Annotated in this window: 18 protein-coding genes; 10 read left to right on the top strand and 8 right to left on the bottom strand. The window is 59.8% G+C overall.

Annotated features, from left to right (window positions below; all coding sequences use genetic code 11):
• Positions 1-128 precede the first annotated feature (128 nt).
• The 9 genes from pxpB to GO988_RS13060 all read left to right on the top strand — a co-directional run bounded on the left by pxpB (position 129) and on the right by GO988_RS13060 (position 10,318).
• Positions 129-890: a 5-oxoprolinase subunit PxpB gene (gene pxpB, locus GO988_RS13100; RefSeq protein WP_157566135.1), complete on the top strand. Its 762-nt coding sequence runs from the start codon at positions 129-131 to the stop codon at positions 888-890.
• Positions 887-1,897 (top strand): 5-oxoprolinase subunit C family protein, encoded by a 1,011-nt coding sequence (locus tag GO988_RS13095; protein WP_157566133.1) that lies wholly within the window; start codon positions 887-889, stop codon positions 1,895-1,897. Before pxpB ends, GO988_RS13095 begins: the two co-directional genes overlap by 4 nt.
• Positions 1,894-2,679 (top strand): LamB/YcsF family protein, encoded by a 786-nt coding sequence (locus GO988_RS13090; RefSeq protein ID WP_157566131.1) that lies wholly within the window; start codon positions 1,894-1,896, stop codon positions 2,677-2,679. The genes GO988_RS13095 and GO988_RS13090 overlap by 4 nt, the downstream gene beginning before the upstream one ends.
• The gene (locus tag GO988_RS13085; protein ID WP_157566129.1) at positions 2,676-3,875 is read left to right on the top strand and encodes an NRAMP family divalent metal transporter; all 1,200 of its coding nucleotides are present in this window, start codon (positions 2,676-2,678) and stop codon (positions 3,873-3,875) included. The genes GO988_RS13090 and GO988_RS13085 overlap by 4 nt, the downstream gene beginning before the upstream one ends.
• A gap of 181 nt (positions 3,876-4,056) precedes the next feature.
• Positions 4,057-5,244, top strand: coding sequence for a glycosyltransferase (locus GO988_RS13080; RefSeq protein WP_157566127.1), 1,188 nt, complete (start codon positions 4,057-4,059; stop codon positions 5,242-5,244).
• Between the two features lie 129 nt (positions 5,245-5,373).
• Entirely contained in the window at positions 5,374-6,393 is a 1,020-nt protein-coding gene (locus GO988_RS13075; RefSeq protein WP_157566125.1) for a 3-oxoacyl-ACP synthase III family protein, read from the top strand.
• A 92-nt stretch (positions 6,394-6,485) separates the two neighbouring features.
• Complete coding sequence (locus GO988_RS13070; protein ID WP_157566123.1) at positions 6,486-7,142, top strand: metal-dependent transcriptional regulator; 657 nt, start codon at positions 6,486-6,488, stop codon at positions 7,140-7,142.
• A gap of 240 nt (positions 7,143-7,382) precedes the next feature.
• A complete protein-coding gene (gene mnmE, locus GO988_RS13065) occupies positions 7,383-8,804 on the top strand; it encodes a tRNA uridine-5-carboxymethylaminomethyl(34) synthesis GTPase MnmE (RefSeq protein ID WP_317164862.1) in 1,422 nt (473 codons plus the stop codon).
• Positions 8,805-9,025: 221 nt separating this feature from the next.
• Entirely contained in the window at positions 9,026-10,318 is a 1,293-nt protein-coding gene (locus tag GO988_RS13060; RefSeq protein WP_157566119.1) for a citrate synthase, read from the top strand.
• A 68-nt stretch (positions 10,319-10,386) separates the two neighbouring features.
• Here GO988_RS13060 and GO988_RS13055 read toward each other — a convergent pair whose 3' ends face one another.
• The 6 genes from GO988_RS13055 to GO988_RS13030 form a co-directional block, all read right to left on the bottom strand.
• Positions 10,387-10,581: a DUF4177 domain-containing protein gene (locus tag GO988_RS13055; protein ID WP_157566117.1), complete on the bottom strand. Its 195-nt coding sequence runs from the start codon at positions 10,579-10,581 to the stop codon at positions 10,387-10,389.
• Between the two features lie 71 nt (positions 10,582-10,652).
• Complete coding sequence (locus GO988_RS13050; protein ID WP_157566115.1) at positions 10,653-11,021, bottom strand: hypothetical protein; 369 nt, start codon at positions 11,019-11,021, stop codon at positions 10,653-10,655.
• A gap of 503 nt (positions 11,022-11,524) precedes the next feature.
• A complete protein-coding gene (locus GO988_RS13045; protein WP_157566113.1) occupies positions 11,525-13,489 on the bottom strand; it encodes an OmpA family protein in 1,965 nt (654 codons plus the stop codon).
• 195 nt (positions 13,490-13,684) lie between these two features.
• Positions 13,685-14,266 carry a 7-carboxy-7-deazaguanine synthase QueE gene (locus GO988_RS13040; RefSeq protein ID WP_198172806.1) on the bottom strand — a complete coding sequence of 194 codons (582 nt, stop codon included), beginning with the start codon at positions 14,264-14,266 and terminating at the stop codon, positions 13,685-13,687.
• 246 nt (positions 14,267-14,512) lie between these two features.
• Complete coding sequence (locus GO988_RS13035; protein ID WP_157566109.1) at positions 14,513-15,421, bottom strand: bifunctional 5,10-methylenetetrahydrofolate dehydrogenase/5,10-methenyltetrahydrofolate cyclohydrolase; 909 nt, start codon at positions 15,419-15,421, stop codon at positions 14,513-14,515.
• A 38-nt stretch (positions 15,422-15,459) separates the two neighbouring features.
• Positions 15,460-17,697 (bottom strand): mechanosensitive ion channel family protein, encoded by a 2,238-nt coding sequence (locus GO988_RS13030; RefSeq protein ID WP_198172711.1) that lies wholly within the window; start codon positions 17,695-17,697, stop codon positions 15,460-15,462.
• Positions 17,698-18,034: 337 nt separating this feature from the next.
• On the opposite strand from GO988_RS13030, the gene GO988_RS13025 reads away from it, so the two are divergent.
• Entirely contained in the window at positions 18,035-18,382 is a 348-nt protein-coding gene (locus tag GO988_RS13025; RefSeq protein WP_157567299.1) for a DUF805 domain-containing protein, read from the top strand.
• 53 nt (positions 18,383-18,435) lie between these two features.
• Here the strand turns inward: GO988_RS13025 and lepA are convergent, their stop codons facing one another.
• Positions 18,436-20,223: a translation elongation factor 4 gene (gene lepA, locus GO988_RS13020; protein WP_157566106.1), complete on the bottom strand. Its 1,788-nt coding sequence runs from the start codon at positions 20,221-20,223 to the stop codon at positions 18,436-18,438.
• Between the two features lie 271 nt (positions 20,224-20,494).
• Positions 20,495-21,547 carry an NAD-dependent epimerase/dehydratase family protein gene (locus GO988_RS13015; RefSeq protein WP_157566104.1) on the bottom strand — a complete coding sequence of 351 codons (1,053 nt, stop codon included), beginning with the start codon at positions 21,545-21,547 and terminating at the stop codon, positions 20,495-20,497.
• Positions 21,548-21,584: the final 37 nt, after the last annotated feature.

The raw sequence follows: 21,584 nt of genomic DNA, 5'->3' as shown, positions 1-21,584 counted from the left end.
CTTGGTAGAATGGCGGCAAAACTAGTGCCTAGCCCGTTACTCTCGCCGCTGCTACCCCCGCCCACTGGGGCCAGCTCGCCGGCCGCCGCCATCTTTGTGCCCCCGCCTACGTTTCTGCCCTACCCCCTATGCCAGCACCAAGCGCTACTACCGGGCCACCCGAAGCCGCCATTTCTGCCACTGTGCAGCTGCTCCCGCTGGGCGACGCGGCCGTGCTGCTGCACTTTGGGGAAGGCATTAGCTTGGCTACGCACGGGGCCATTCAGGCGGTGAGCGCTTATCTAGCGCGGCACCCGTTTGCGGGGCTGCGCGAATGCGTGCCGGCGTTTACGACGCTAGCCGTGTACTACGACCCGTGGCTGGTGAGCCAAGCCGGGCACTCCCCCCCCTACGAGCGCGTGGCCGAGCTGCTGCGCCAGTTGCTACCCGCAGCGCTGGCCCCTACCCCCCCGGCACCGGCCGAGGTAGTCGAGATTCCCGTATGCTACGGCGGCGAGTTTGGGCCCGATTTGGCTGTGGTGGCGCAGCACACCGGGCTGGCGCCAGCCGAGGTAATTGCCCGGCACGCCGCGCCCGAGTACCTGGTGCACATGATTGGCTTCGCGCCCGGCTTTCCGTACCTGGGCGGGCTCGACGAGCAGCTGGCCACGCCCCGGCGTGCGGAGCCGCGCCCGGTGGTGCCGGCCGGCGCAGTGGGCATCGCGGGGCCGCAAACGGGTATTTATTCGCTGCCTACGCCCGGCGGCTGGCAGCTGATTGGGCGCACACCACTGCGGCTATTCAACCCTGAAGCGGCCGCGCCTACCCTGCTGCAGGCTGGGCAGCACCTGCGGTTTGTGCCCATCAGCGCGGCCGAATTTGCCACGTATTCAGGTCGCCCGCCGCTATGAGTATTAGTGTGCTTCGCCCCGGCCTGCTAACCACCGTGCAAGACCTGGGCCGGCCGGGCTACCAGCAAGCCGGCATTGTGGTGGGGGGTGCCCTCGATGCGCTGGCCCTGCGCGTGGCCAACCTGCTAGTGGGCAACCCCGAAACCGCCGCCGGCCTCGAAATCACGCTGCGTGGCCCTACCCTCCGCTTCGAGACGGACCACCTCGTTGCCCTAACTGGCGCCGACTTGACGCCGACCATAGGCGGGCAGGCGCTGCCGCTGCACCGGCCGGTGTGGGTGCGGGCGGGCGCCGAGCTGGTATTTGGCGGCGCGCGGGCGGGCTGCCGGGCCTACCTGGCCGTGTCGGGCGGCCTAGCCGTGCCGCTGGTGCTTGGCAGCCGCGCTACCTACCTGCGGGCGGCGCTGGGCGGGCTAGATGGCCGGGCGCTGCGCGCGGGCGACCAGTTGCCTGCGCCTGGCCCTACCCCGGCTGGCCAGCAGCTGGCGCGGCAGCTGCGCGCCGCGGCGGCCGCCAGCCACTGGGCCGCCAGCACCTGGACGCCCGGCCCGGCGCTGCGCCCTACTCCCCACCCAGCGCCTAGCATCCGGGCGCTGCGGGGGCCGGAGTATGGGCAGTTTTCGGCCGCGAGCCAGTGGGCATTTTGGCACGAGCCGTTTGGGGTGACGGCGGCAGCCGACCGCATGGGCTACCGGCTGCAAGGGCCGGCGCTGGCTCGCACTGTTGCTACTGAGCTGCTGTCGAGCGCCGTCACGTTTGGCACGGTGCAGGTGCCGGCGGGGGGGCAGGCCATTGTGCTGCTGGCCGACTGCCAAACCACGGGCGGCTACCCCCGCCTGGCTCAGGTAATCACGGCCGACTTCGCCGCGCTGGCGCAGGCCCGGCCGGGGCAGCGGTTGCGCTTTCAGGAAGTAACCCTGGCCGAAGCCCAGGCGCTGTACCTTGCGCAAGAACAACGCCTGCACGCCCTGCGCCGGGCCCTTGCCGTCAAACTATTCACTGCATGAGTACGCCTACCCCTTCCGTTGATTTAAACTGCGACATGGGCGAAAGCTTCGGCGCTTGGACGCTGGGCAACGACGCGGCCCTGATGCCTTTTATTACCTCAGCCAACATCGCCTGCGGTTTCCACGGCGGCGACCCGGCCGTGATGAAGCAGACCGTGCGCCTGGCTTTGCGCCACAACGTGGCCATTGGGGCGCACCCTGGCCTACCCGACCTAGTAGGCTTCGGCCGGCGCGATATGGCTATTTCGGCCGAAGAAGCTTTTGACATGACGGTGTACCAACTCGGCGCGCTAGCCGCCGTGGTGCGGGCCGAGGGGGGGCACCTGCATCACCTCAAGCCGCACGGCGCCCTCTACAATATGGCCGCTACCCAGCCCGCGCTGGCCCAAGCCATTGCCGAAGCTGTGTATAAGGTGCAGCCCGAGCTGACGCTCTACGGCCTGGCCGGCTCGGAGCTAACCAAGGCCGGCGAGAAAATCGGCCTGCGCACGGCCCACGAAGTGTTTGCCGACCGCACCTACCAGGCCAACGGCACCCTTAGCCCCCGCCGCCAGCCCGACGCCCTCATCACGAGCGCCGACGCGGCCTTGGCCCAGGTGCTGCGCATGGTGCAGGGCGGCTGGGTGCGCACGCAGCAGGGCCACGAAGTCGCCATCCGGGCCGATACGGTGTGCCTGCACGGCGATGGCGCCCACGCCCTGGAATTCGCGCAGCGCCTCAACCAAGCCCTGCGCCAAGCGGGCGTGCAGCTGCAAGCGGGCCGGCCGGCCGCCGCCAAATGAGGCCGCGGCCGCTGCGGTGGGTAGGCGGCGCCAGCCTAGGCGCGGCGTTTCTGATGGCCAACTCGTCTATCGGGCCGGGTTTCCTCACCCAAACTACGGTTTTCACTCAGCAGCTGCTCACCAGCTTTGGGTTTGTCATTCTACTGTCGGTAGTGCTCGATGTAGGCGCGCAGCTCAACACCTGGCGCATTCTCACGGTGAGTGAGCTGCGGGCCCAGGACCTGGCCAACCGGCTGCTGCCGGGGCTGGGCTACTTTCTGGCGGGCATGGTTATTCTGGGTGGCTTTGCCTTCAACATTGGCAACATTGCTGGCTGCGGGCTGGGGCTGAACGTGCTCACGGGCCTCTCGTTCGAGCACGGCGCCATGGTGAGCTGCGTGGTAGCACTCACGCTGTTTTGGGTGCGTGAAATCGGGCAGATGCTCGATGGCTTCACCAAAATCCTCGGCACGGTCAAAATTTTGCTCACGCTGGGCATTGCTATCAGCGCCCACCCGCCGCTAGCCGAGGCCTTGCACCACACCCTGCTACCCACCAAAATCAGCGCGGCGGCCATCGTTACCATTGTGGGGGGCACAGTGGGCGGCTACATCACGTTTTCGGGGGCGCACCGCTTGCTCGACGCCGGCATTAAGGGGCCAGAGCAGCAGGCCGTGGTGACGCGCAGCGCCATCAGCGGCATCGTCATCTCTACAATCATGCGGTTTGTGCTGTTTCTGGCCATCGTGGGCGTGCTGCGCCACGGCGTGGTGCTCGATGCCGACAACCCGGCGGCGGGCGTGTTTCGGGCCGCCGCGGGCGAAATCGGCTTTCGGGTGTTCGGCGTCATTTTGTGGAGCGCGGCCATTTCGTCGGTGGTGGGCGCGGCCTACACGTCGGTGTCATTTTTCAAGACCTTCCACCCGGTATTTGAGCGCTATGAGCGCTGGTGCATTTCGGGGTTTATTATCTTGTCAACGAGCGTGTTCGTGGTGTTGGGTAAGCCCGCGCAGCTGTTGGTTTTTGCCGGGGCCATCAACGGGCTGATTTTGCCCATCGCGCTGAGTATTGTGCTCATCGCTGCTACTAGCCAGCGCCTCATGGGCAGCTACCGCCACCCGCGCTGGATGCTGGCCGCCGGCTGGGTAGTGGTGCTGGTAATGGGCGGCTTGAGCGTGCCCGTACTGGTTGAGCAAGTTAGCGCACTTCTACGATAAATGCTTGTTAATCTGACATTAAACACGTTTAAATTTTTCTCTTCAATCGCCGGAAAGGCAGCCAAGCGCATCTTTGTGCTTCAGGCGCCGCCCCCTATTTATAGCATCTACTGCAGTGCTTAGTCAGAGGTCAGGGCGCAAACTTGCGCCGCTACGGCTAGCACCCAACCACTTTTAAGACTTGCCCCAGTTCCTGCTTGCCTCCGTCCTTAAGCCCGTTGATGACACCCGGATGTTTGGCAAGTTTGCCCGCACCCTGGTGGCCGCCGGGGCGCAGGTGGCCGTGGCCGGGCGGGCCAGCACGGCCGCGCCTGCCAACGCCTCGGCCTCAGACGCTAGCCCTACCCCCTACGTCCTCTTCGAGGGCACGCGGCTGAGCCTGGGGCGGCTGGCCGCCCAGGGGCGCTACTGGCGCCTGCTGCACCAGCTGCGGCCCGCCTTGGTGGTGGTACACGCGCCCGAGCTGCTACCCCTCACGCTGCTGTGGCAGCGGCTGGGGCGCGGCCGGCAATTTATCTACGACGTGCAGGAGAACTACGGGCTGAATATCCGCAGCCAGGGCGTGTACCCGGCTGGGCTACGCGCGTTGCTGGCGGGCGGCTTGCGCTGGGTAGAATCGCTCGCCGCCCGCCACGCCACGGCCGTAGTGCTGGCCGAGGCGAGCTACGCGGCCGAGCTGCCATTTTTAGACAACTTGCCGAGCGAACAAGTACTTATTCTGGAAAATAAATACCAGCCCCAGCCGGGCGAAGTACTGCCGCGCGCCGCGCGGCCGTTGCCTACCGAGCCACTGCGGCTGCTGTACTCGGGCACTATTTCGGAACTCAACGGCGTGCGCGAAGCCATTGCCCTGGCCCGGCAGCTGCGCTTGGCCTGGCCAGGGGGGGTAGGGCTCACCATTATCGGCTTTTGCCAGCAGCCGGCCCTACTGGCCGATTTGCAGCGCTTGGCGGCCGCCGAGGCCAGCTGGTTGACGCTGGTGGGCGGGGCTGAGTTGGTGCCCCACGCCCAAGTGGTGGCCGCGATGGAACACAGCCACTTGGGGCTGCTGCCCTACCGCCCGCACCCCAGCACCGAGCGCTGCCGACCCACCAAGCTGTTTGAATACTTGGCCCACGGCCTGCCGGTATTGGTGCCGCCCAATCCGCTGTGGGTCGGGCTGGTGCAGGCGCACCAGGCAGGGCTAGTGGTTGATTTTGCGCAGCCGGTGGCCGCGGCCGCGCAAGTAGCGGCGGCCGTGCAAACAACCGCTTTTTACCCAACCGGCCCGCCTACTACGGCTGTGCTGTGGCACCCCGAAGGCAAAAAATTACGGCATTTGCTGGAAAGCTTCTTTCCTAGCCCGACCTTTGCGCCCCCTTCCGCGTAGCTGGACTGAGCGCTGGCTTGTGGGGAGCCGAATTTTTTCGGATAAATCTTTCTTATTTACAAGCTTACTGCCGACTGGCCCACTGGCCTACCCCCACCCTTCCCACCCACCTTTCCCCTTCCCTTTTCCATGGCTTCTCCTACCACTTTGCGCCACGCCGAAATTGCCGGTGTGGGCCACTACGTGCCTGACCGCGTGGTCAAAAACGCCGACCTCGAACAGATGATGGAGACTACCGACGCCTGGATTCAGGAGCGCACCGGCATCCAGGAGCGGCGCTGGTTTGAGGAAGGCAAGGACACCACCGCCGGCATGGGCGCCGAGGCCGCTCGGCGCGCGCTGGCCAACGCCGGCCTCACCGTCGAGGATGTGCAGCTCATTGTATTTGCCACGCTCTCGCCCGATTACTTCTTCCCGGGCTCGGGCGTGCTGATGCAGCGTGAGCTGGGCATGACTGGCAACGTGCCGGCCCTGGACGTGCGCAACCAGTGCTCGGGCTTTATCTACGGGCTGTCGGTAGCCGACCAGTTTGTACGCACCGGCATGTACGACACGGTGCTCGTAGTGGGCTCCGAGATTCACTCTTCGGGGCTCGACAAAAGCACGCGGGGTAGGGCCGTATCGGTCATCTTCGGCGATGGCGCGGGTGCGGTGGTGCTACGCCCCTCCTCGCAGGAAGGCCACGGTATTCTCAGTACGCACCTGCACGCCCAGGGCGAATTTGCCGAGGAGCTGATTGTGAAGGAACCCGGCTCGAACCGCGAAAACCGCGTGAACTACGCCATTGCCAACGAAGCGGATATGTTTCCCTACATGAACGGCCAAAACGTGTTCAAACACGCCGTGGTACGTTTCCCACAGGTAATTAAGGAGGCCCTGGACCAGAACAACTACCAGCCGGCCGACATCGACTTGCTTATTCCGCACCAAGCCAACTTGCGCATTACGCAGTACGTGCAGCAGAAAATGGGCCTGCCCGACGACAAAGTTTTCAGCAACATCCAGCGCTACGGCAACACCACGGCCGCCAGCATTCCTATTGCCCTGAGCGAAGCTATGCAGGCGGGCCGCATCAAGCGCGGCGACCTAGTGTGCCTGGCCGCGTTTGGCTCGGGTTTCACCTGGGCCTCAGCCCTCATTAAGTGGTAATTTGTGATGAGCAATGAACAATGAGCAAGGAGCAAAGAAGGGGGCTATCCCATTCACTTGCTCCCTGCCATTGCGCATTATTAATTGACTACATGCCCAGCCACACCGAGGAAAATTACCTTAAAACCATTTACAAGCTGGCGGAGGCCGAGCCTGGCCAGGATGTGAGCACCAACCGCATTGCGGCGGCGCTGGCTACCCGCGCCGCCTCAGTAACCGACATGCTGCGCCGCTTGGCCGAGAAGGAACTGCTACGCTACGAGAAGTACCGCGGCGTGCGCCTCACCGACGAGGGCCAGCGGCTGGCGCTGCTTACCATTCGCAAGCATCGGCTGTGGGAGGTGTTTTTGGTGCAGCAGCTGGGCTTTAGCTGGGACGAGGTGCACGAAGTAGCCGAGGAGCTTGAGCACGTGCAGTCGCCGCTGCTGATGCGGCGGCTCGACGAGTTCCTGAATTTCCCTACCCTCGACCCGCACGGCGACCCTATCCCGGCCGAAGACGGCGCCATGCGCCGCCCTACCCACCGCCTACTGGCCGACCTAACGGTGGGCGAATGCGGCACCCTGGCGGCCGTGCGCGACACGTCGGCCCCCTTCCTGCAATACCTCGACAAGGTAGGGATGCCACTCGGCTCGCAGATTAAAGTATTAGATAAGATAAGCTTTGATAATTCATTGGAATTGAATATAAACGACGAGCGAATAGTGCTAATCTCCGCCGAAGTAGGCCGCAATTTATTCACTACCTAGACCACGGATTAGCGGGGATTTTAGCGGATTTTGTAGGCGGCGCTTCTTGCCGCATCATCCTCGTGAGCCAGCATTTTTTTTCTTGTTCAGCTTCATACATTATCCTCGTTGAGCCTGTTCTCATCGCTCGCACTTAGGGCGGTCCCCAGTCAGTGTAGTTTGGTAATTACAACGTGGTTAAGCCCCTTCCATAAACAAAGCCCCCGCGCGCCGCGCCAACCCGCGCCGTCCACATCATCCGTGAAATCCGCTAAAATCCCCGTTAATCCGTGGTCTGATACAATTGTGGCTCTTTCCACGCCGCCCGGTGTAGGCGCACTGGCCGTGGTGCGCCTATCGGGCCCCGAGGCGGTAGGCATTACCCAGGCGCTGTTCTCGAAGAAAAACCTGGCGGCCCAGCCCGGCCACACCCTGCACTACGGCACCCTGCGCGACCCCAGCAACGACGCGCTGCTCGACGAGGTGGTAGTGGCACTTTACCGCGCACCGCGCTCTTATACCCGCGAAGACGTAGTTGAGATTTCCGGCCACGGCTCCGATTTTGTGGTGCAGCAGCTACTAGGCGCCTTGCTGCGCCAGGGCGCCCGCCTAGCCGAAGCGGGCGAGTTTACCAAGCGCGCCTTCCTGAACGGGGCGCTCGACCTGGCCCAGGCCGAAGCCGTGGCCGACCTCATCGCCGCCGATTCGGCCCTGAGCCACCAAGTAGCGCTCAACCAATTGCGCGGCGGCTTCTCAGATGAGTTACGCGGCTTGCGGGCGCAGCTGGTGAAGTTTGCGGCGCTCTTGGAGTTGGAGCTAGACTTTGGCGAAGAAGACGTGGAGTTTGCCGACCGCACCGGTCTGGCGCGGCTCTTGGCCGAAGTGCAGGGGGTAGTGCTAGGGTTGCTGCGCTCGTTTGAGCTCGGCAACGTGATTAAAAACGGCATCACGACCGTGATTGCTGGCCGGCCTAATGCGGGCAAATCGACCTTGCTCAACGCGCTGCTCCGTGAGGAGCGCGCCATTGTGTCGGCCATTCCGGGCACCACCCGCGATTTTATTGAGGATGAGGTGAGCCTCGATGGCCTGCGCTTCCGCTTTGTAGACACTGCTGGCCTGCGCGATAATCCCGCCGACGAGGTCGAAGCAATCGGCGTGCAGCGCACCCGCCAGCGCATTGGCCAAGCGGCGCTGCTCCTCTACCTGTTCGACCTTACCGAGCTCACGCCGGCTGAAGTGCAAGCCGACATTGCCGAGCTTACGTCTTCGCTCCCTACCCTGCCCGTACTGGCAGTAGGCAACAAAATGGACCTAAGCACAGCCGCACAACTCGCTGCTTTTGAAGAACTAAGTGAAATCAGCATAAAGCTTAACTTTATTGCGGCTTCGCAGCGCTTGGGGCTAGATGCGCTGCAAGAGTCACTGCTAGCCCAGGTGCGAGGCGCGGGCCTGGCGGGTACTGGCACGGCCACCATCGTCACCAATGTGCGCCACGCGCGCGCCCTCGAAACGGCGGCTGAGTACTTGGCAGCCGTACGCCAAGGCCTCGACGTGGGCCGCGGCACCGAGCTGCTAGCTGCCGACCTACGCCATGCGCTAAACTCCCTGGGCGAAATAACTGGTGAAATTTCATCTGACGACTTACTCACGAGCATATTTACCCAGTTCTGTATTGGCAAATAGTGCTACGCAGCAGTTCTTTTGCTGTGAGGCGCAGTAATCGTCGCAAACGTTACCGTGCTGGCTCAGGGCATCATTTTAAAGCATTTACCGAAACCAAGTAGCGGTTTGGTTTGTACTGAATGGGCGCTGACGCGGGCCGGAAGTTGCCCGGCTGGCAGCCTGGGCCGTAGCTTGCGCCCGCATTAGATTCGTGACTTCATAACCCACCCCCATCCTACCCAATGGCAGAAACTGCTGAACTCATCCTCGACGGCAAGTCTATTACGTTGCCGGTTTTCGAAGGAACCGAGCACGAAAAGGCCTTTGACATCGGCAAGCTGCGCGACCAGACTGGCTATGTTACCCTCGACTCTGGCTATAAAAACACGGGCGCTACCAAATCAGCCATCACGTTTCTGGATGGTGAGGAAGGCATTTTGCGCTACCGGGGCTACCCCATCGAGCAGCTAGCCGAGAAATCAAGCTTTCTGGAGGTCTCTTACTTGCTGATTTACGGGCACTTGCCATCGGAGTCGGAGCTTAAGGAATTTGCGGGCCACATCACCAAGCATACGCTGGTGCACGAGGACATGCGCAAGATTTTTGATGGCTTCCCGAGCAGCACGCACCCGATGGCCATCCTGAGCAGCCTCACGTGTGCGCTCACCGGCTTCTATCCTGAGAGCATCAACCCCAACCAGACCAAAGAGGAAACCGACCTCAACATCGTGCGCCTGATGGCCAAGATGTCGACTATTGCCGCCTGGACCTACAAAAACTCGGTCGGCCACCCGCTCAATTATCCTCGCAACGACCTCGACTACGCTTCCAATTTCTTGTATATGATGTTCAGCTTCCCAACTGAGAAGTATGAAGTCAATCCGGTGATAGTGACAGCGTTGAATAAGCTTCTCATCCTGCACGCCGACCACGAGCAGAACTGCTCGACTAGCACCGTGCGCCTCGTGGGCTCGGCCAATGCTAGCCTGTATGGCTCGGTTTCGGCGGGCATCAACGCGCTATGGGGCCCGCTGCACGGCGGCGCCAACCAGGAAGTGATTGAGATGCTAGAAGCCATTGAGCGCGACGGTGGCGACACCAGCAAGTTCATTGCCAAGGCAAAGGATAAAAACGACTCGTTTCGCTTGATGGGCTTCGGCCACCGGGTGTACAAGAACTTCGACCCGCGCGCCAAAATCATTAAGAAGGCCGCCGACGAGGTACTGCAAGCCTTGGGCATGCAAAATAGCCCGCTGCTAAAAATAGCGCAGGAACTGGAGCAAGCCGCTCTTACCGACCAGTACTTCATCGAGCGCAAGCTGTACCCGAACGTAGACTTCTACTCGGGTATTATTTACAAGGCCCTGGGCATTCCCACGGAGATGTTCACCGTCATGTTTGCTCTCGGCCGCCTACCCGGCTGGATTGCCCAGTGGAAAGAAATGCGCGAAAACAAGGAGCCCATCGGCCGCCCCCGCCAGATATATGTGGGAGAAGGCGAACGTGATTACGTGGGCATCAACGAGCGGGCCTAGCCCTACCCCCTGCTAAATTAATAAGACGTCGGCTCTCCCCAGAGTCGGCGTCTTTTTTTGCCCCTGCCCTACCCCGGCAATTCGCGCTTAAGGGTGATGAGCAAGCCGCGCACCTGGTGCTGAGTGAAATCGGTATCAACAACCGATACTACTTCCCAGCCTTGGCTGCCGAGCAAGTTGAGGTGCTGAGTCAACTCCTGGTAATTGACGCCGCTAAAGAAGCCGCTGTTGACATCGAGCAGTCGGTATTCAAATTTTTTCATGGGGCAACCTACAACCCTGGAGCAGCCGGCCGGCTTGCGAAGGCCGACTACTCCAGGAGATTAAAGATTAACTACAGGCGGTGCGCCGTGAACGACGCCCGCAGCTGCTGGTAGGCTATGCGCTGCTCGGGGTAAAGCAAGTTGTTGAGGTCCTGCTCGTAGCGTAGCTGCGCGTTGGCCATTTGGGCATCACGCTCGGCAACTGGAGCACTAGCCAGCGACTTCTCCATGTCGAAGCGCTCGTTGAGGTAGCGCAGGTGCAGCTGCTTTATCCGCACGTACTGGCCTTCGTTGATGCGGATGTGGTGGGCCAGCGCCTGGGTGAGCGTGGTAGCCCGGACCTGGAGCGACTTGGGGTAGTTGTCACGAGGGCCTTTGGCAGCGGGGGTAGCACTCGTGAGGCTAAGGGTGAGGCAGGCGGCAGCAAATAGGTTGTTCATGGGTAAATGGGTTTTGGGGTGAAGGAAAAAACATGGTGGATGAATTGATATAGTGAGTAAGCCGGTAGCGACTGCTGGAACTGGTTCAAACGTACGGCAATTTTTCATACTTGCACAAAACCTAGTGAATGTGGTACTTTTTTAATTACAGGATTTTACTTTAATTTCAATTAATTCTCATTATTAACTAATTATTCAAAATATCAAAAGCTTCACTTAAGGTCAAAAAAAACTCCGCACTTAGGCGGGCTCTTTATTTTATTTGAAGAATCCTACTAAATTTTCGCTTTCTTAAAGCATTACTTTAAGAATTTAGCCCCTGTCTGGGCCAGTCGCATTTGCTTTTTACCATGGCAGCTACTAAAGCTCAGTTGCATTAAACAAGGATAAAAGCGTTACCCAAGCGAATATTGGACGCGATTAGAGCGTAGAATCACGCAAAAAAGCCCGTTCTGCGAATAGCAAAACGGGCTTTTGGAGCGGGTGATTTTAGAGGCTTAGCGTTACAGGATACGTAATTCGATACGCCGGTTTTGCGCCCGGTGGGCCTCAGTGTCGTTAGCGAAAAGAGGCTTAGTTTCGCCGTAGCCTTTGGCACGCAGGCGGGCAGCGGGCACGCCGTGGGCCGCCAGGTAGGCAAGCACGGCCTGGGCCCGGCGCTCCGAAAGCGTGAGGTTGGCGGCGGGGGTGCCTACGTTGTCGGTGTGGCCAGCTACCTCCACGCGCAGGTTGGCATCTTGGCGTAGAAACTCGATGAGGCGGCTTAGCTCGGTGCGCGAGCGCGGCTTGAGCACGGCCTGATTAGAGTCAAAAAACAGGTTATTCAGCACGGCACTACGGCCGCTCTTGGCGGGGTCGAGGTAAATATCGAGCGTCAGCGGGTCGAAGCTATGCGGCGCCGAGTAGTCGAAGTTCAGGCTTTTGAGCAGGTAGCCGGGGGCAGCGGCGTACATGGCATAGGCGCGGCCTTCGTTGAGCACAGCGGTATACTCGCCCGTTTCGGCGTCGGAATACACTTGCTGGGTGAGGTCGTTCGTGTTCAAATCGAAGAGCTGCACCATGGCATTGATTGGCTTTTTGGTGACGGCGTCGAACACCCGGCCCTGGGCATAGGTGCTGGTTTCGCGGGCGCGGGCCGCGGCGGGCACCTCGCTGCCGTAGAGCAAAATGGCGGGGGGTAGGCCCGGCGCATCGCCGGGCTGGGGCGGCTCGGTGCGGGTGCAGTAGGCACGCTTGTTATCGGAGGTGATGAAAAGCGAGGCTTCGTTAGCGAACGTATTGAGGGGGTAGCCGAGGTTACGCGGAGCGCTCCACTGGCTTTTGGCGTCCTGCTCAGAGCGGAAAATATCGTAGCCGCCCAAGCCCACCAAGCCATTGGTGGCGTAGTAAAGCGTGGTGCCGCTGGCGTGAATGAAGGGCGCCAAATCATCGCGGGTGGTGTTGACGGGCGCGCCCAAATTGCGGGCTTGGCCCCAGGCATCGTCGGCACCGATGCTGCTCACGTAGATATCGAAGCCGCCCAGCCCGCCGCTGCGGTTGGAGGCGAAGTACAGCGTGCGCCCATCGGCCGAGAGCGAGGGCTGCGAGTCCCAGTTTTTGGAGTTGACGAGTACGCCCAAGTTACGCGGGGCCGTCCACTGGTTGCCGCGCCGGTGCGAGATGTAGAGGTCGCAGTCGCCTACCCCCCCGGCGCGGCCACAGCTCGTGAAGACGAGCGTTTTGCCATCGCCCGAAATGGTGGCTGCGCCCTCGTTCTCGCGCGAATTAATGACCTGCGAAATAGACTGCGGCACCCCAAACTTGCCATCGGCTTCTACGGCGCTGATGAGCACATCCTCGTTTTCCTGGCCGCGCTTCTCGGGGTTGCGCCGCACCGTGAAGATGAGAAACCGGTTATCGGCCGTGAGCACCGGAAAATACTGGTCGCGAAACTGGTTGAGCGGCGCGCCTAGGCGCTCGGGCGTGGGTCCGGTGGGGTGCGCCATCGCTTCGGCCGCGTAGTCGCAGTTTTTGAGTTGCAATTGGGCAAACTCTACCTGCGTCTTATTGGTGGGGGTAGCGGCCAGGTAGTTGGTATAGGCCAAGCGAATGGTGGGGTAGTCGCCCACTTCGGCAGCCAGCTTGCCCAGCAAGAAGTAATCGCCAGCGCGGGTAGCATCCAAGGGTAGCAAGCTCAGGCCCTTTTTGTAGGCGGCAAACGCGGCGGCGTGGTCGCCCATGGTCAGCTGGAGCGAGGCCTTGCGCAGGTAGGGCTCGCCCAGGTCGGGGTACTTATCGGTAAGCTGCTGCCACACTAGCAGCGCCTGCTGCGGCTGGCGCTCGCGGTAGTACAGGCTCTGGGCTTTTTCGTAGAGGTTGCGGGCCTTATTATCGGTGATGGAGGCAGGCACCTGAGCCTGCTGCGCTACGGTGGGGGTAGTGGCCAGCGCCAGGAGCAGGCTCGCGGGGAGCAGAAGTTTAGGCAACATAAGGAGAGCAAAACGCCAGGGGGAGCCGGCTTAGAAGCACCGACTCGTACCTGAGCTAACGGCAATTTTCAGGCGCCGTTCGGGTGAGTTAGCTAGCAAAATTTAGGGATTAACAGCAAAAAACCCCGACTTCGTGCTGAAATCGAGGCTTTTTGCCATTAACTCCTACCTTTTATCGGCATAGTACCGGGGGCGCTACGGAATATCAAGGTACTTGTGCGTTTGCAGCGACACTTGCCAGCGCGGATTGGCCTTCACGTAGTCGATGAGGGCGGGCGTCATGCGGGCGGCGCGGCTCCATTCGGGCTGCAAGTAGAGGCGCGTGGTGGGGGGCACCAGGGCGGCGTGCTCCTCGGCCCATCTGAAATCGCTGTCGTTGAAGACAATGATTTTGAGCTCGTCGGCGTGGGCCAGCACCTCGGGCAGCGGGGCCTTAAACTTCTTGGGCGACACACATATCCAGTCCCAATTGCCCGAGAGCGGGTGGGCGCCGCTGGTTTCAATCCAGGTTTTAAACCCCGCCGCCTGCAAGGCTTTGGTGAGGGGTAGGCAATTGTGCATCAGCGGTTCGCCGCCGGTAATAACGACGTTACGGCCCGCAAACTCGCTGGCGGCAGCTACTAGCTCGGCCACGGCTTGGCGCGGGTGGGCGTCGGCATCCCACGACTCTTTCACATCGCACCACACGCAGCCCACGTCGCAGCCGCCCAGGCGAATGAAATAGGCCGCCCGGCCCGTATTAAACCCTTCGCCCTGAATAGTATAGAATTGCTCCATCACCGGCAGCACCGTGCCGGGCACGGCCACCGGCTCGCCGGCAGCGAGGATGGGCAAATGAGTTAGAAAATCGGAGACAGCAGACATAGCAACTAAAAAAAACGGGCGCGACTTACGTCAACGCCCGAGGCGCGACCGGGGGTTCCGGTCACTCAAATTTACGAACGGCAGCCCGGACTCTGCGAGTCCACGCGTAGTAACGGCAACGAATTGCCCGCGCGTGAGTTCCCAGCGTCCGGGCTACTGCTATTTTGGGTACACTTCGCCCTTGGCAGCGCGTAGCGTGTTGAGCAGCAGCATGGCAATGGTCATCGGCCCTACCCCCCCGGGTACCGGCGTGATGCGCGCGGCCAGCGGCGCTACTTCGGCAAAGTTTACGTCGCCCTTCAGGGAGTAGCCGCTTTTCTTGTTGGCGTCCGTCACGCGGGTGGTGCCCACGTCGATAACGATGGCGCCGGGCTTCACCATGTCGGCCGTCACAAACTCGGGTCGGCCGATGGCCGCCACGATAATATCAGCCTGGCGCACAATTTCGGGCAGGTTTTGGGTGCGCGAATGGCAGAGCGTTACGGTGCAGTTGGCATTCTCTAAGTTCTTGGCCAGCAAGATGCTAACCGGCGTACCCACGATGTTCGAGCGCCCAATCACCACGCAGTGCTTGCCGCTGGTTTTGATGCCTTGGCGCGCCATCAGCTCCACGATGCCGGAGGGGGTAGCGGGCAGCAGCGCGGGCAGGCCAGCCACCATGCGGCCCAAGTTCATGGGGTGAAAACCATCGACATCCTTCTCGGGCCGGATGGCCTCAATCACCTTCTCGGGGTCGATGTGCTTGGGCAGCGGCAGCTGCACAATGAAGCCGTCGATGTCGGCATTTTCATTCAGCGCCGCCACTTGGGCCAGTAGTTCGGCTTCCGTAATATCGTCATCGAAGCGCAGCAGCGTGCTAGCGTAGCCCACGCGCTCGCAGGCCAGCACCTTGTTGCGCACGTAGGTTTCGGAGCCGCCGTCGTGGCCCACTAATATGGCGGCTAGGTGCGGCACTTTTTGGCCAGCGGCCAGTAAGTGGGCTACTTCGGCGGCGATTTCAACTTTGATATCTTCGGCAGTTTGCTTGCCGTCGATGAGGTGGGCGGTGGCGTTTTCCGAGTGTGGCATGGGGCCAGGGTTTTGGTAAATGACGGGGGTAAGGCGCCTTAGCGCATAACAATGCCAGCCTGCGAAAGCTGCTGGTAAATACTGGCCAGCAGCTCACTCTTAAGCGCTTGCTCCTGGCGAATGTTGTTTATCCAGAACAATACTTTGAGGTCATAACCCGAGGTATTGACGCTGTTGAGCAGGATTTCGGGGGCAACTTTGTGCAGAGTATTGGGGTGGGCCAGGATTTCTTCGCTAATGAGGCGGCGGGCCTGGTCGAGGTCCGTTTCGGGGCCGAGGCTCAGGCCCAACTCGGTGCGAATGTGGTTGTTGCTGAGCGTCCAGTTGATGACGTGGCCCGAAAGCAAGTCGCCATTAGGCAGAATAATTTCGGAGCCCGCCTGCGAAATGAGCTTGCTGGCCCGGATGCCAATGTCCTTGACGCGGCCCGTTTTGCCATTCACCTCAATGTAGTCGCCCACCTGAAACGGCCGCTCAAAGATGAGGATAACGCCCGACACGAGGTTGTTGATAATATTCTGCAAGCCCAAGCCAATACCCACGCCCAAGGCGCCCAGCACAATGGCGATTTTATCGACTGGCAGCCCCGAGGCTAGCGTAGCCAAAAACAAGCCCACCGCCAGAATGCCCAGCCGGATGGCCACCATCCAGGAGCCTTTGCGGTCGGTGTCGGCGTTGAAATCGTCGTCGGCTTCGCCAAAGAAATAGCCCACGTATTTCTGCAACTGAATGGTAAGCAAGATGATGCCCACAAACAGCAGAATATTACCCAGTGTAAACACGGTGCTGCCGAGCTGGTGCGGCGCCGTGAGCGTGTGCTCGATAACGCGGTAGAAGAGGTTATAAAGGTTGAGGTTGGTCGTGAACAACATCAGCCAGAGCACGCCCACCAGCACCGTCAGGCCTTTGCGCAGGCCGCTCTCAATCTTGCCGAAGCTAAACCGGCCGCCTACCCCCCCCACCTGCCGAGTGCGCTGCACTTGGAGGTAAAAAGCTTCCGTCACAATTCGCACGAAGGCCGACAACGCCACCACTTGTGTGAGGCCAAAAATGGCCGCGGTAGTAAACATCTTCGCCACGCTCACCCGGCCGTAGGCATTGGCCAGCATGGCCAGCACGTTCAGGCCCACAAACAGCAGCGCCACCGGCCGCACAAAACCCGCCAGCAACCGGTGTTGCCGCAGGTAGCGCCAAAAGGCCAGCCCCAGCCCCACGGCGCCCAGGTTGAGCAGCAGCGTTATCCAGCGCACGCCCAGGCCCGGCGCCCGCACAGCATAGGCAAACGTGAGCGCAAAAAACGCTACCACAATGCCCACCCAGTACCAAAACAAGGCCCGCGGCCAGCTGCGCCAGCCCAGCGCCGTAAGGGTCACCAACAGCAGCAGTTGCAGCAAATCGGTGTAAGCTGCTGGCGCCTGCAGGTCAAAAAACGGCGCCAGGCTAAACACAACCAGCAGCGCGGCAGCCACCGGCACCGGCCGCAGGTAGTGCAGGCGATGCTCGGGTAGCTCGAGGGCTGGCGAGGGGGTAGGCGCCTTGGCCGCGGCTAGGCGCAGGGCCCGAAAATTGCGGAATACCCAGCCAAAAAAGCTCAGCGCCAGCACCACCATCCACACCCAGTAATCCCAGTTTTCGGCGAAGTAGTAGCTCACCAGCGAGCGCTGCGCCGCATACGACTTGCGCACCAACGCGCTCGCCTGCTCATCGGCCTTGATGCTGCCGGGGTGCCACAGCGGCGGCAGTTCAGCCGCGCTGTTGCGGCGGTTGAAGCGGCCCATTTGCTCGCGCACTACGTCTTGCAGCTCCAGGGTCTGGATGTAGCCATCCGACACCCGCGTTTGCAGGCCCGTTACAGTTTGGCGGCTGCGCAGTAGCAGTTGCGTGGCACGGTCTTCTTTGCCCTGCAGGCGCGCCAGGGCGCGGCCCACAGCCGTGGCGATAGGCGGGCGCTCGGCGGCCGGGGGCAGCTGGGTACCCAGCGTATCAAGGCGGGCCTGCATGGCAATGAGCTGCTTGCCACCGGCAGCTAGCGAAGTGCGCCACTCGCCCAGCTTGGCCTGCATATCGGCCAGCAGCACCCGGTACATCTGGAGCTGCTTCACGTCTACCACGTCGCCGTACTGGTCGAGGTTCTCGCGGATGGTAGCGAGGTTGTCTTCCACGCTGGGCAGGTCGTCGCTCAGGTCTTCGGTATTGGTGCTGCGGCGGGCAGTCCCATTAATGCGGCTCAGCACGAAGTACGCCCGCTCGATGCGCTGGGCCAGCGAGTCGGGCAATACGGGGGGGGTAGGGCGCGCTTTAGCGCGCGCACTTGCGGGCCGCGCTGGTCCCACTGCCGCCCGGAGCGGCCCCCAACTACCGACCAACAAACTTGCTAATAGTACTATCCTAGTAAATCGAGAATCAAGTAGTAAACGCATTCAAAAAGTAACAGAGAGCTTCAAAATTTTATATTCGCAACCAGCATTCACTGCTCGTTGCTGCCCCAGCTAAAAGCTGGGGAATAGTTCAAAAATACCGGCGCAACCGGCTGCCGCATAGCAATAATATTTTGGCACGGTTATATCTTGGCAGGCAGAAAAAGCCCCTTTGCCTGACCCTACTATTTTTTATATGAATTATTATTTTACTGTTTTAAAAAAGTATGCTAACGTCGACGGCCGGGCTCGCCGCGCCGAATATTGGTATTTTATTCTTTTCAATTTTACACTACTAATAATTATTGGTGTAGCGAAAGCTGATTTTTTTGGTTTAGTATTTTCGCTAGCAATACTAATACCCAGCACTACCGTAGGCATGCGCCGTATGCATGATGTAGGCCGTAGCGGCTGGTACATTGCCATCCCTATCTATGGCCTCGTGCTAGCTTGTATGGAAGGCCAAAAAGGCCCGAACGAGTATGGGCCCGACCCCAAAAACCCCGCTGGCTTGGCAGACAAAATTCCTTACTCGTACAAATAAGCCGCCGTTATTAAAAAAGGCCGGCTCCTTTGCGGGAGCCGGCCTTTTCGTTATCAGTCGATTTTAAGCACCGCCAGAAACGCTTCTTGCGGAATTTCAACGGAGCCCACCGAGCGCATCCGCTTCTTGCCCTCCTTCTGCTTCTCCAGCAGCTTGCGCTTGCGGCTGATATCGCCACCGTAGCACTTGGCAATTACGTTTTTGCGCAGCGCCTTCACGGTTTCGCGGGCAATGATTTTTTGCCCAATACTAGCCTGAATGGCGATGTCGAACATTTGGCGGGGTAGCAATTCGCGCAGCTTCTCGCAGAGGCGCCGGCCCCAGTCGTAGCTCTTCGAACGGTGCACGATGGCCGACAGGGCATCGACCTTTTCGCCGTTTAGCATCACGTCCAGCTTCACCATGTCGGACTCGCGGAAGCCAATCAGCTCGTAGTCCAGCGAGGCGTAGCCGCGGCTGAGGGTTTTGAGCTTGTCGAAGAAGTCAAACACGATTTCCGACAGTGGCAGCTCAAAGCTCAGTTCTACCCGCTCCGAAGTCAGGTACGACTGCCCTTTGATAATGCCGCGCTTGTCCATACACAGCGTGATAATCGCGCCCACGTACTCGGCGGCCGTAATTATCTGAGCCTTGATATACGGCTCTTCAATCAGCTTAATCAGGTTCGGCTCGGGCATTTCGCTCGGCGCGTTGATAACCAGCAGTTGGTCTTTAGTGCCCGTAGCGTGAAATTGTACGCTCGGTACCGTGGTAATCACGGTCATGTTAAACTCGCGCTCCAAACGCTCCTGCACGATTTCCATGTGCAGCATCCCCAGGAAGCCGCAACGAAAACCGAAGCCCAGCGCCACCGACGTTTCGGGCTCCCACACCAGGGAGGCATCGTTGAGTTGCAGCTTTTCCATGCTCGAGCGCAACTCTTCATACTCGGTCGTATCGACCGGGTAAATACCGGCAAACACCATCGGCTTCACATCGGCAAAACCTTGGATAGCCTCCGGCGTGGGCCGGCTGACGTGCGTAATGGTATCGCCCACCTTCACTTCGCGCGCTTCCTTAATGCCCGAGATGAGGTAGCCCACGTTGCCGGCGCTCATTTCGGGGCGCGGCTCCTGGTTCAAGCCCAAAATACCAATTTCGTCGGCGCCATATTCCTTACCCGTCGCCATAAACTTCACCTTGTCGCCCTTGCGCATGGTGCCGTTCTTGATGCGGAATAATACCTCAATGCCCCGGTAAGAGTTGTAAACCGAGTCGAAAATCAGCGCCTGCAACGGAGCCGCAGGGTCGCCCTCGGGTGCCGGTACGCGCTCAATAATGGCGTTGAGAATCGCCTCAATCCCAATCCCAGCCTTACCCGAAGCGTGAATGATGTCTTCTGGCTTGCAGCCGATGAGGTCCACTATTTCGTCGGTTACCTCCTCCGGCATCGCGTGGGGCAAGTCAATTTTATTGAGCACCGGAATAATTTCCAGGTCGGCTCCAATTGCCAGGTACAAGTTCGAAATAGTCTGCGCCTCAATACCCTGCGAAGCATCCACAATCAACAGTGCGCCTTCGCAGGCCGCAATGCTGCGGCTTACCTCGTAGCTAAAGTCAACGTGGCCAGGGGTATCAATCAGGTTCAGAGTATACACCTCCCCTTTGTAGGGAAACTGCATCTGGATAGCGTGGCTCTTGATAGTAATACCACGCTCGCGCTCCAGGTCCATATTGTCGAGCAATTGGGCCTGCATGTCGCGCTTGGCTACCGTACTCGTAAACTCGAGCAGGCGGTCAGCCAGGGTGCTCTTACCGTGGTCGATGTGAGCAATAATGCAGAAATTTCGGATATTCTTCAACGGAGGGCAATTTTTTGGCAGCACGAAGATACGGCCATTTTATAGCAAGGCGTATGCCCGCGGCAAGGTTCACGCACCACCCGGCTTACCCCCTCCCTACCCCCCTGTTGCCTCCCAAGCCACCCCACCTCCTACTATTTGGGTACTACTATAAGGTAGTAGTATGCCGATAGCCCTACCCCCTCGCGCACCAAAAAGCGCCAAAGCCCCTAGCCCCATTTTAGGTAACTAAGCACTTTGGCGCCTTGCTGGGCTGCTAGCAGCCCCTTACTTATTCACTGCGGTCGAGCCACGACTGGTGAATTTCTTCAAAGGTGGTACGCAGGTTTTTGGTGATATCCCAGTTCGGATAATCAGCCTTCATTTTGCTCAGGTCAGAAATGTAGCAGATATGGTCGCCCGCGCGGTTTTGGTCCACATAATCGTAAAGCATTTTCTTGCCCGAAATGTCTTCTATCAACTTGAAAGCCTCCAAGATAGAGATAGAGTTATCGCGGCCGCCACCAATGTTGTAAACTTCGCCCACGCGCGGCGCTTCAATAAATTCCTCCATGAAGCGTACTACGTCATGCGAGTGAATATTATCGCGCACCTGCTTGCCTTTATAACCAAAGACGGTGTACTTCTTACCCTCTAAGTTGCACTTAATGAGGTAGCTCAGGAAGCCGTGTAGTTCAACGCCCGAATGGTTTGGCCCGGTAAGGCAGCCACCCCGCAAGCAGCAGGTTGGGATGTTGAAGTAGCGGCCATACTCCTGCACCATCACGTCGGCCGACACTTTGGAAGCCCCAAACAGCGAGTGCTTGGACTGGTCAATGCTGAACGACTCCTTAATGCCATCGTGGTAAGCAGCATCGCCAAAGTCCCAGCGCGTATCCTTTTCTACCAAGTTGAGCCGGTTGGGCGCATCGCCATATACTTTGTTGGTAGACATGTGCACAAACGTCGACTCTGGGCAGTGCTTACGGGTAGCCTCCAGCAAGTTGAGGGTACCGCCTGCATTCACATCAAAGTCATCAAACGGGCGACTTGCTGCTAAGTCGTGGCTGGGCTGAGCTGCCGTGTGTACGATAGCATCCGGGCGGATAGACGCCAGCATGTCATTTACACCTTGGCGATTGCGAATATCCAGTTCAATATGCTCGAAATTTTCGTATTCAGACAACAAACGCTTCTGGTTCCAGCGAGTATCCCCGTTAGGACCGAAGAAATCAGCGCGCATGTTATTGTCAACGCCGTACACTTTCCAGCCATTCTGGCCGTACTTTTTTACTACTTCACTACCAATAAGACCGCTAGAGCCAGTAACCAGAATTTTCTTCATGACAAGAAAGTTTTAAAGTGCGATGAGGTTTAGGGGA

Source organism: Hymenobacter ginkgonis, assembly GCF_009755225.1.
Taxonomy (GTDB): domain Bacteria; phylum Bacteroidota; class Bacteroidia; order Cytophagales; family Hymenobacteraceae; genus Hymenobacter; species Hymenobacter ginkgonis.
The sequence above is the reverse complement of the archived record's forward strand: the minus strand, read 5'-3'. Positions and strand labels throughout refer to the sequence as shown.

What these genes read in the sequence shown, in the direction of transcription:
- pxpB (WP_157566135.1), top strand. Translation starts at nt 129, where the DNA reads ATGCCAGCACCAAGCGCTACTACCGGGCCACCCGAAGCCGCCATTTCT.
- GO988_RS13095 (WP_157566133.1), top strand. Translation starts at nt 887, where the DNA reads ATGAGTATTAGTGTGCTTCGCCCCGGCCTGCTAACCACCGTGCAAGAC.
- GO988_RS13090 (WP_157566131.1), top strand. Translation starts at nt 1,894, where the DNA reads ATGAGTACGCCTACCCCTTCCGTTGATTTAAACTGCGACATGGGCGAA.
- GO988_RS13085 (WP_157566129.1), top strand. Translation starts at nt 2,676, where the DNA reads ATGAGGCCGCGGCCGCTGCGGTGGGTAGGCGGCGCCAGCCTAGGCGCG.
- GO988_RS13075 (WP_157566125.1), top strand. Translation starts at nt 5,374, where the DNA reads ATGGCTTCTCCTACCACTTTGCGCCACGCCGAAATTGCCGGTGTGGGC.
- GO988_RS13070 (WP_157566123.1), top strand. Translation starts at nt 6,486, where the DNA reads ATGCCCAGCCACACCGAGGAAAATTACCTTAAAACCATTTACAAGCTG.
- GO988_RS13060 (WP_157566119.1), top strand. Translation starts at nt 9,026, where the DNA reads ATGGCAGAAACTGCTGAACTCATCCTCGACGGCAAGTCTATTACGTTG.
- GO988_RS13055 (WP_157566117.1), bottom strand. Translation starts at nt 10,581, where the DNA reads ATGAAAAAATTTGAATACCGACTGCTCGATGTCAACAGCGGCTTCTTT.
- GO988_RS13050 (WP_157566115.1), bottom strand. Translation starts at nt 11,021, where the DNA reads ATGAACAACCTATTTGCTGCCGCCTGCCTCACCCTTAGCCTCACGAGT.
- GO988_RS13045 (WP_157566113.1), bottom strand. Translation starts at nt 13,489, where the DNA reads ATGTTGCCTAAACTTCTGCTCCCCGCGAGCCTGCTCCTGGCGCTGGCC.
- GO988_RS13040 (WP_198172806.1), bottom strand. Translation starts at nt 14,266, where the DNA reads ATGGAGCAATTCTATACTATTCAGGGCGAAGGGTTTAATACGGGCCGG.
- GO988_RS13035 (WP_157566109.1), bottom strand. Translation starts at nt 15,421, where the DNA reads ATGCCACACTCGGAAAACGCCACCGCCCACCTCATCGACGGCAAGCAA.
- GO988_RS13025 (WP_157567299.1), top strand. Translation starts at nt 18,035, where the DNA reads ATGAATTATTATTTTACTGTTTTAAAAAAGTATGCTAACGTCGACGGC.
- GO988_RS13015 (WP_157566104.1), bottom strand. Translation starts at nt 21,547, where the DNA reads ATGAAGAAAATTCTGGTTACTGGCTCTAGCGGTCTTATTGGTAGTGAA.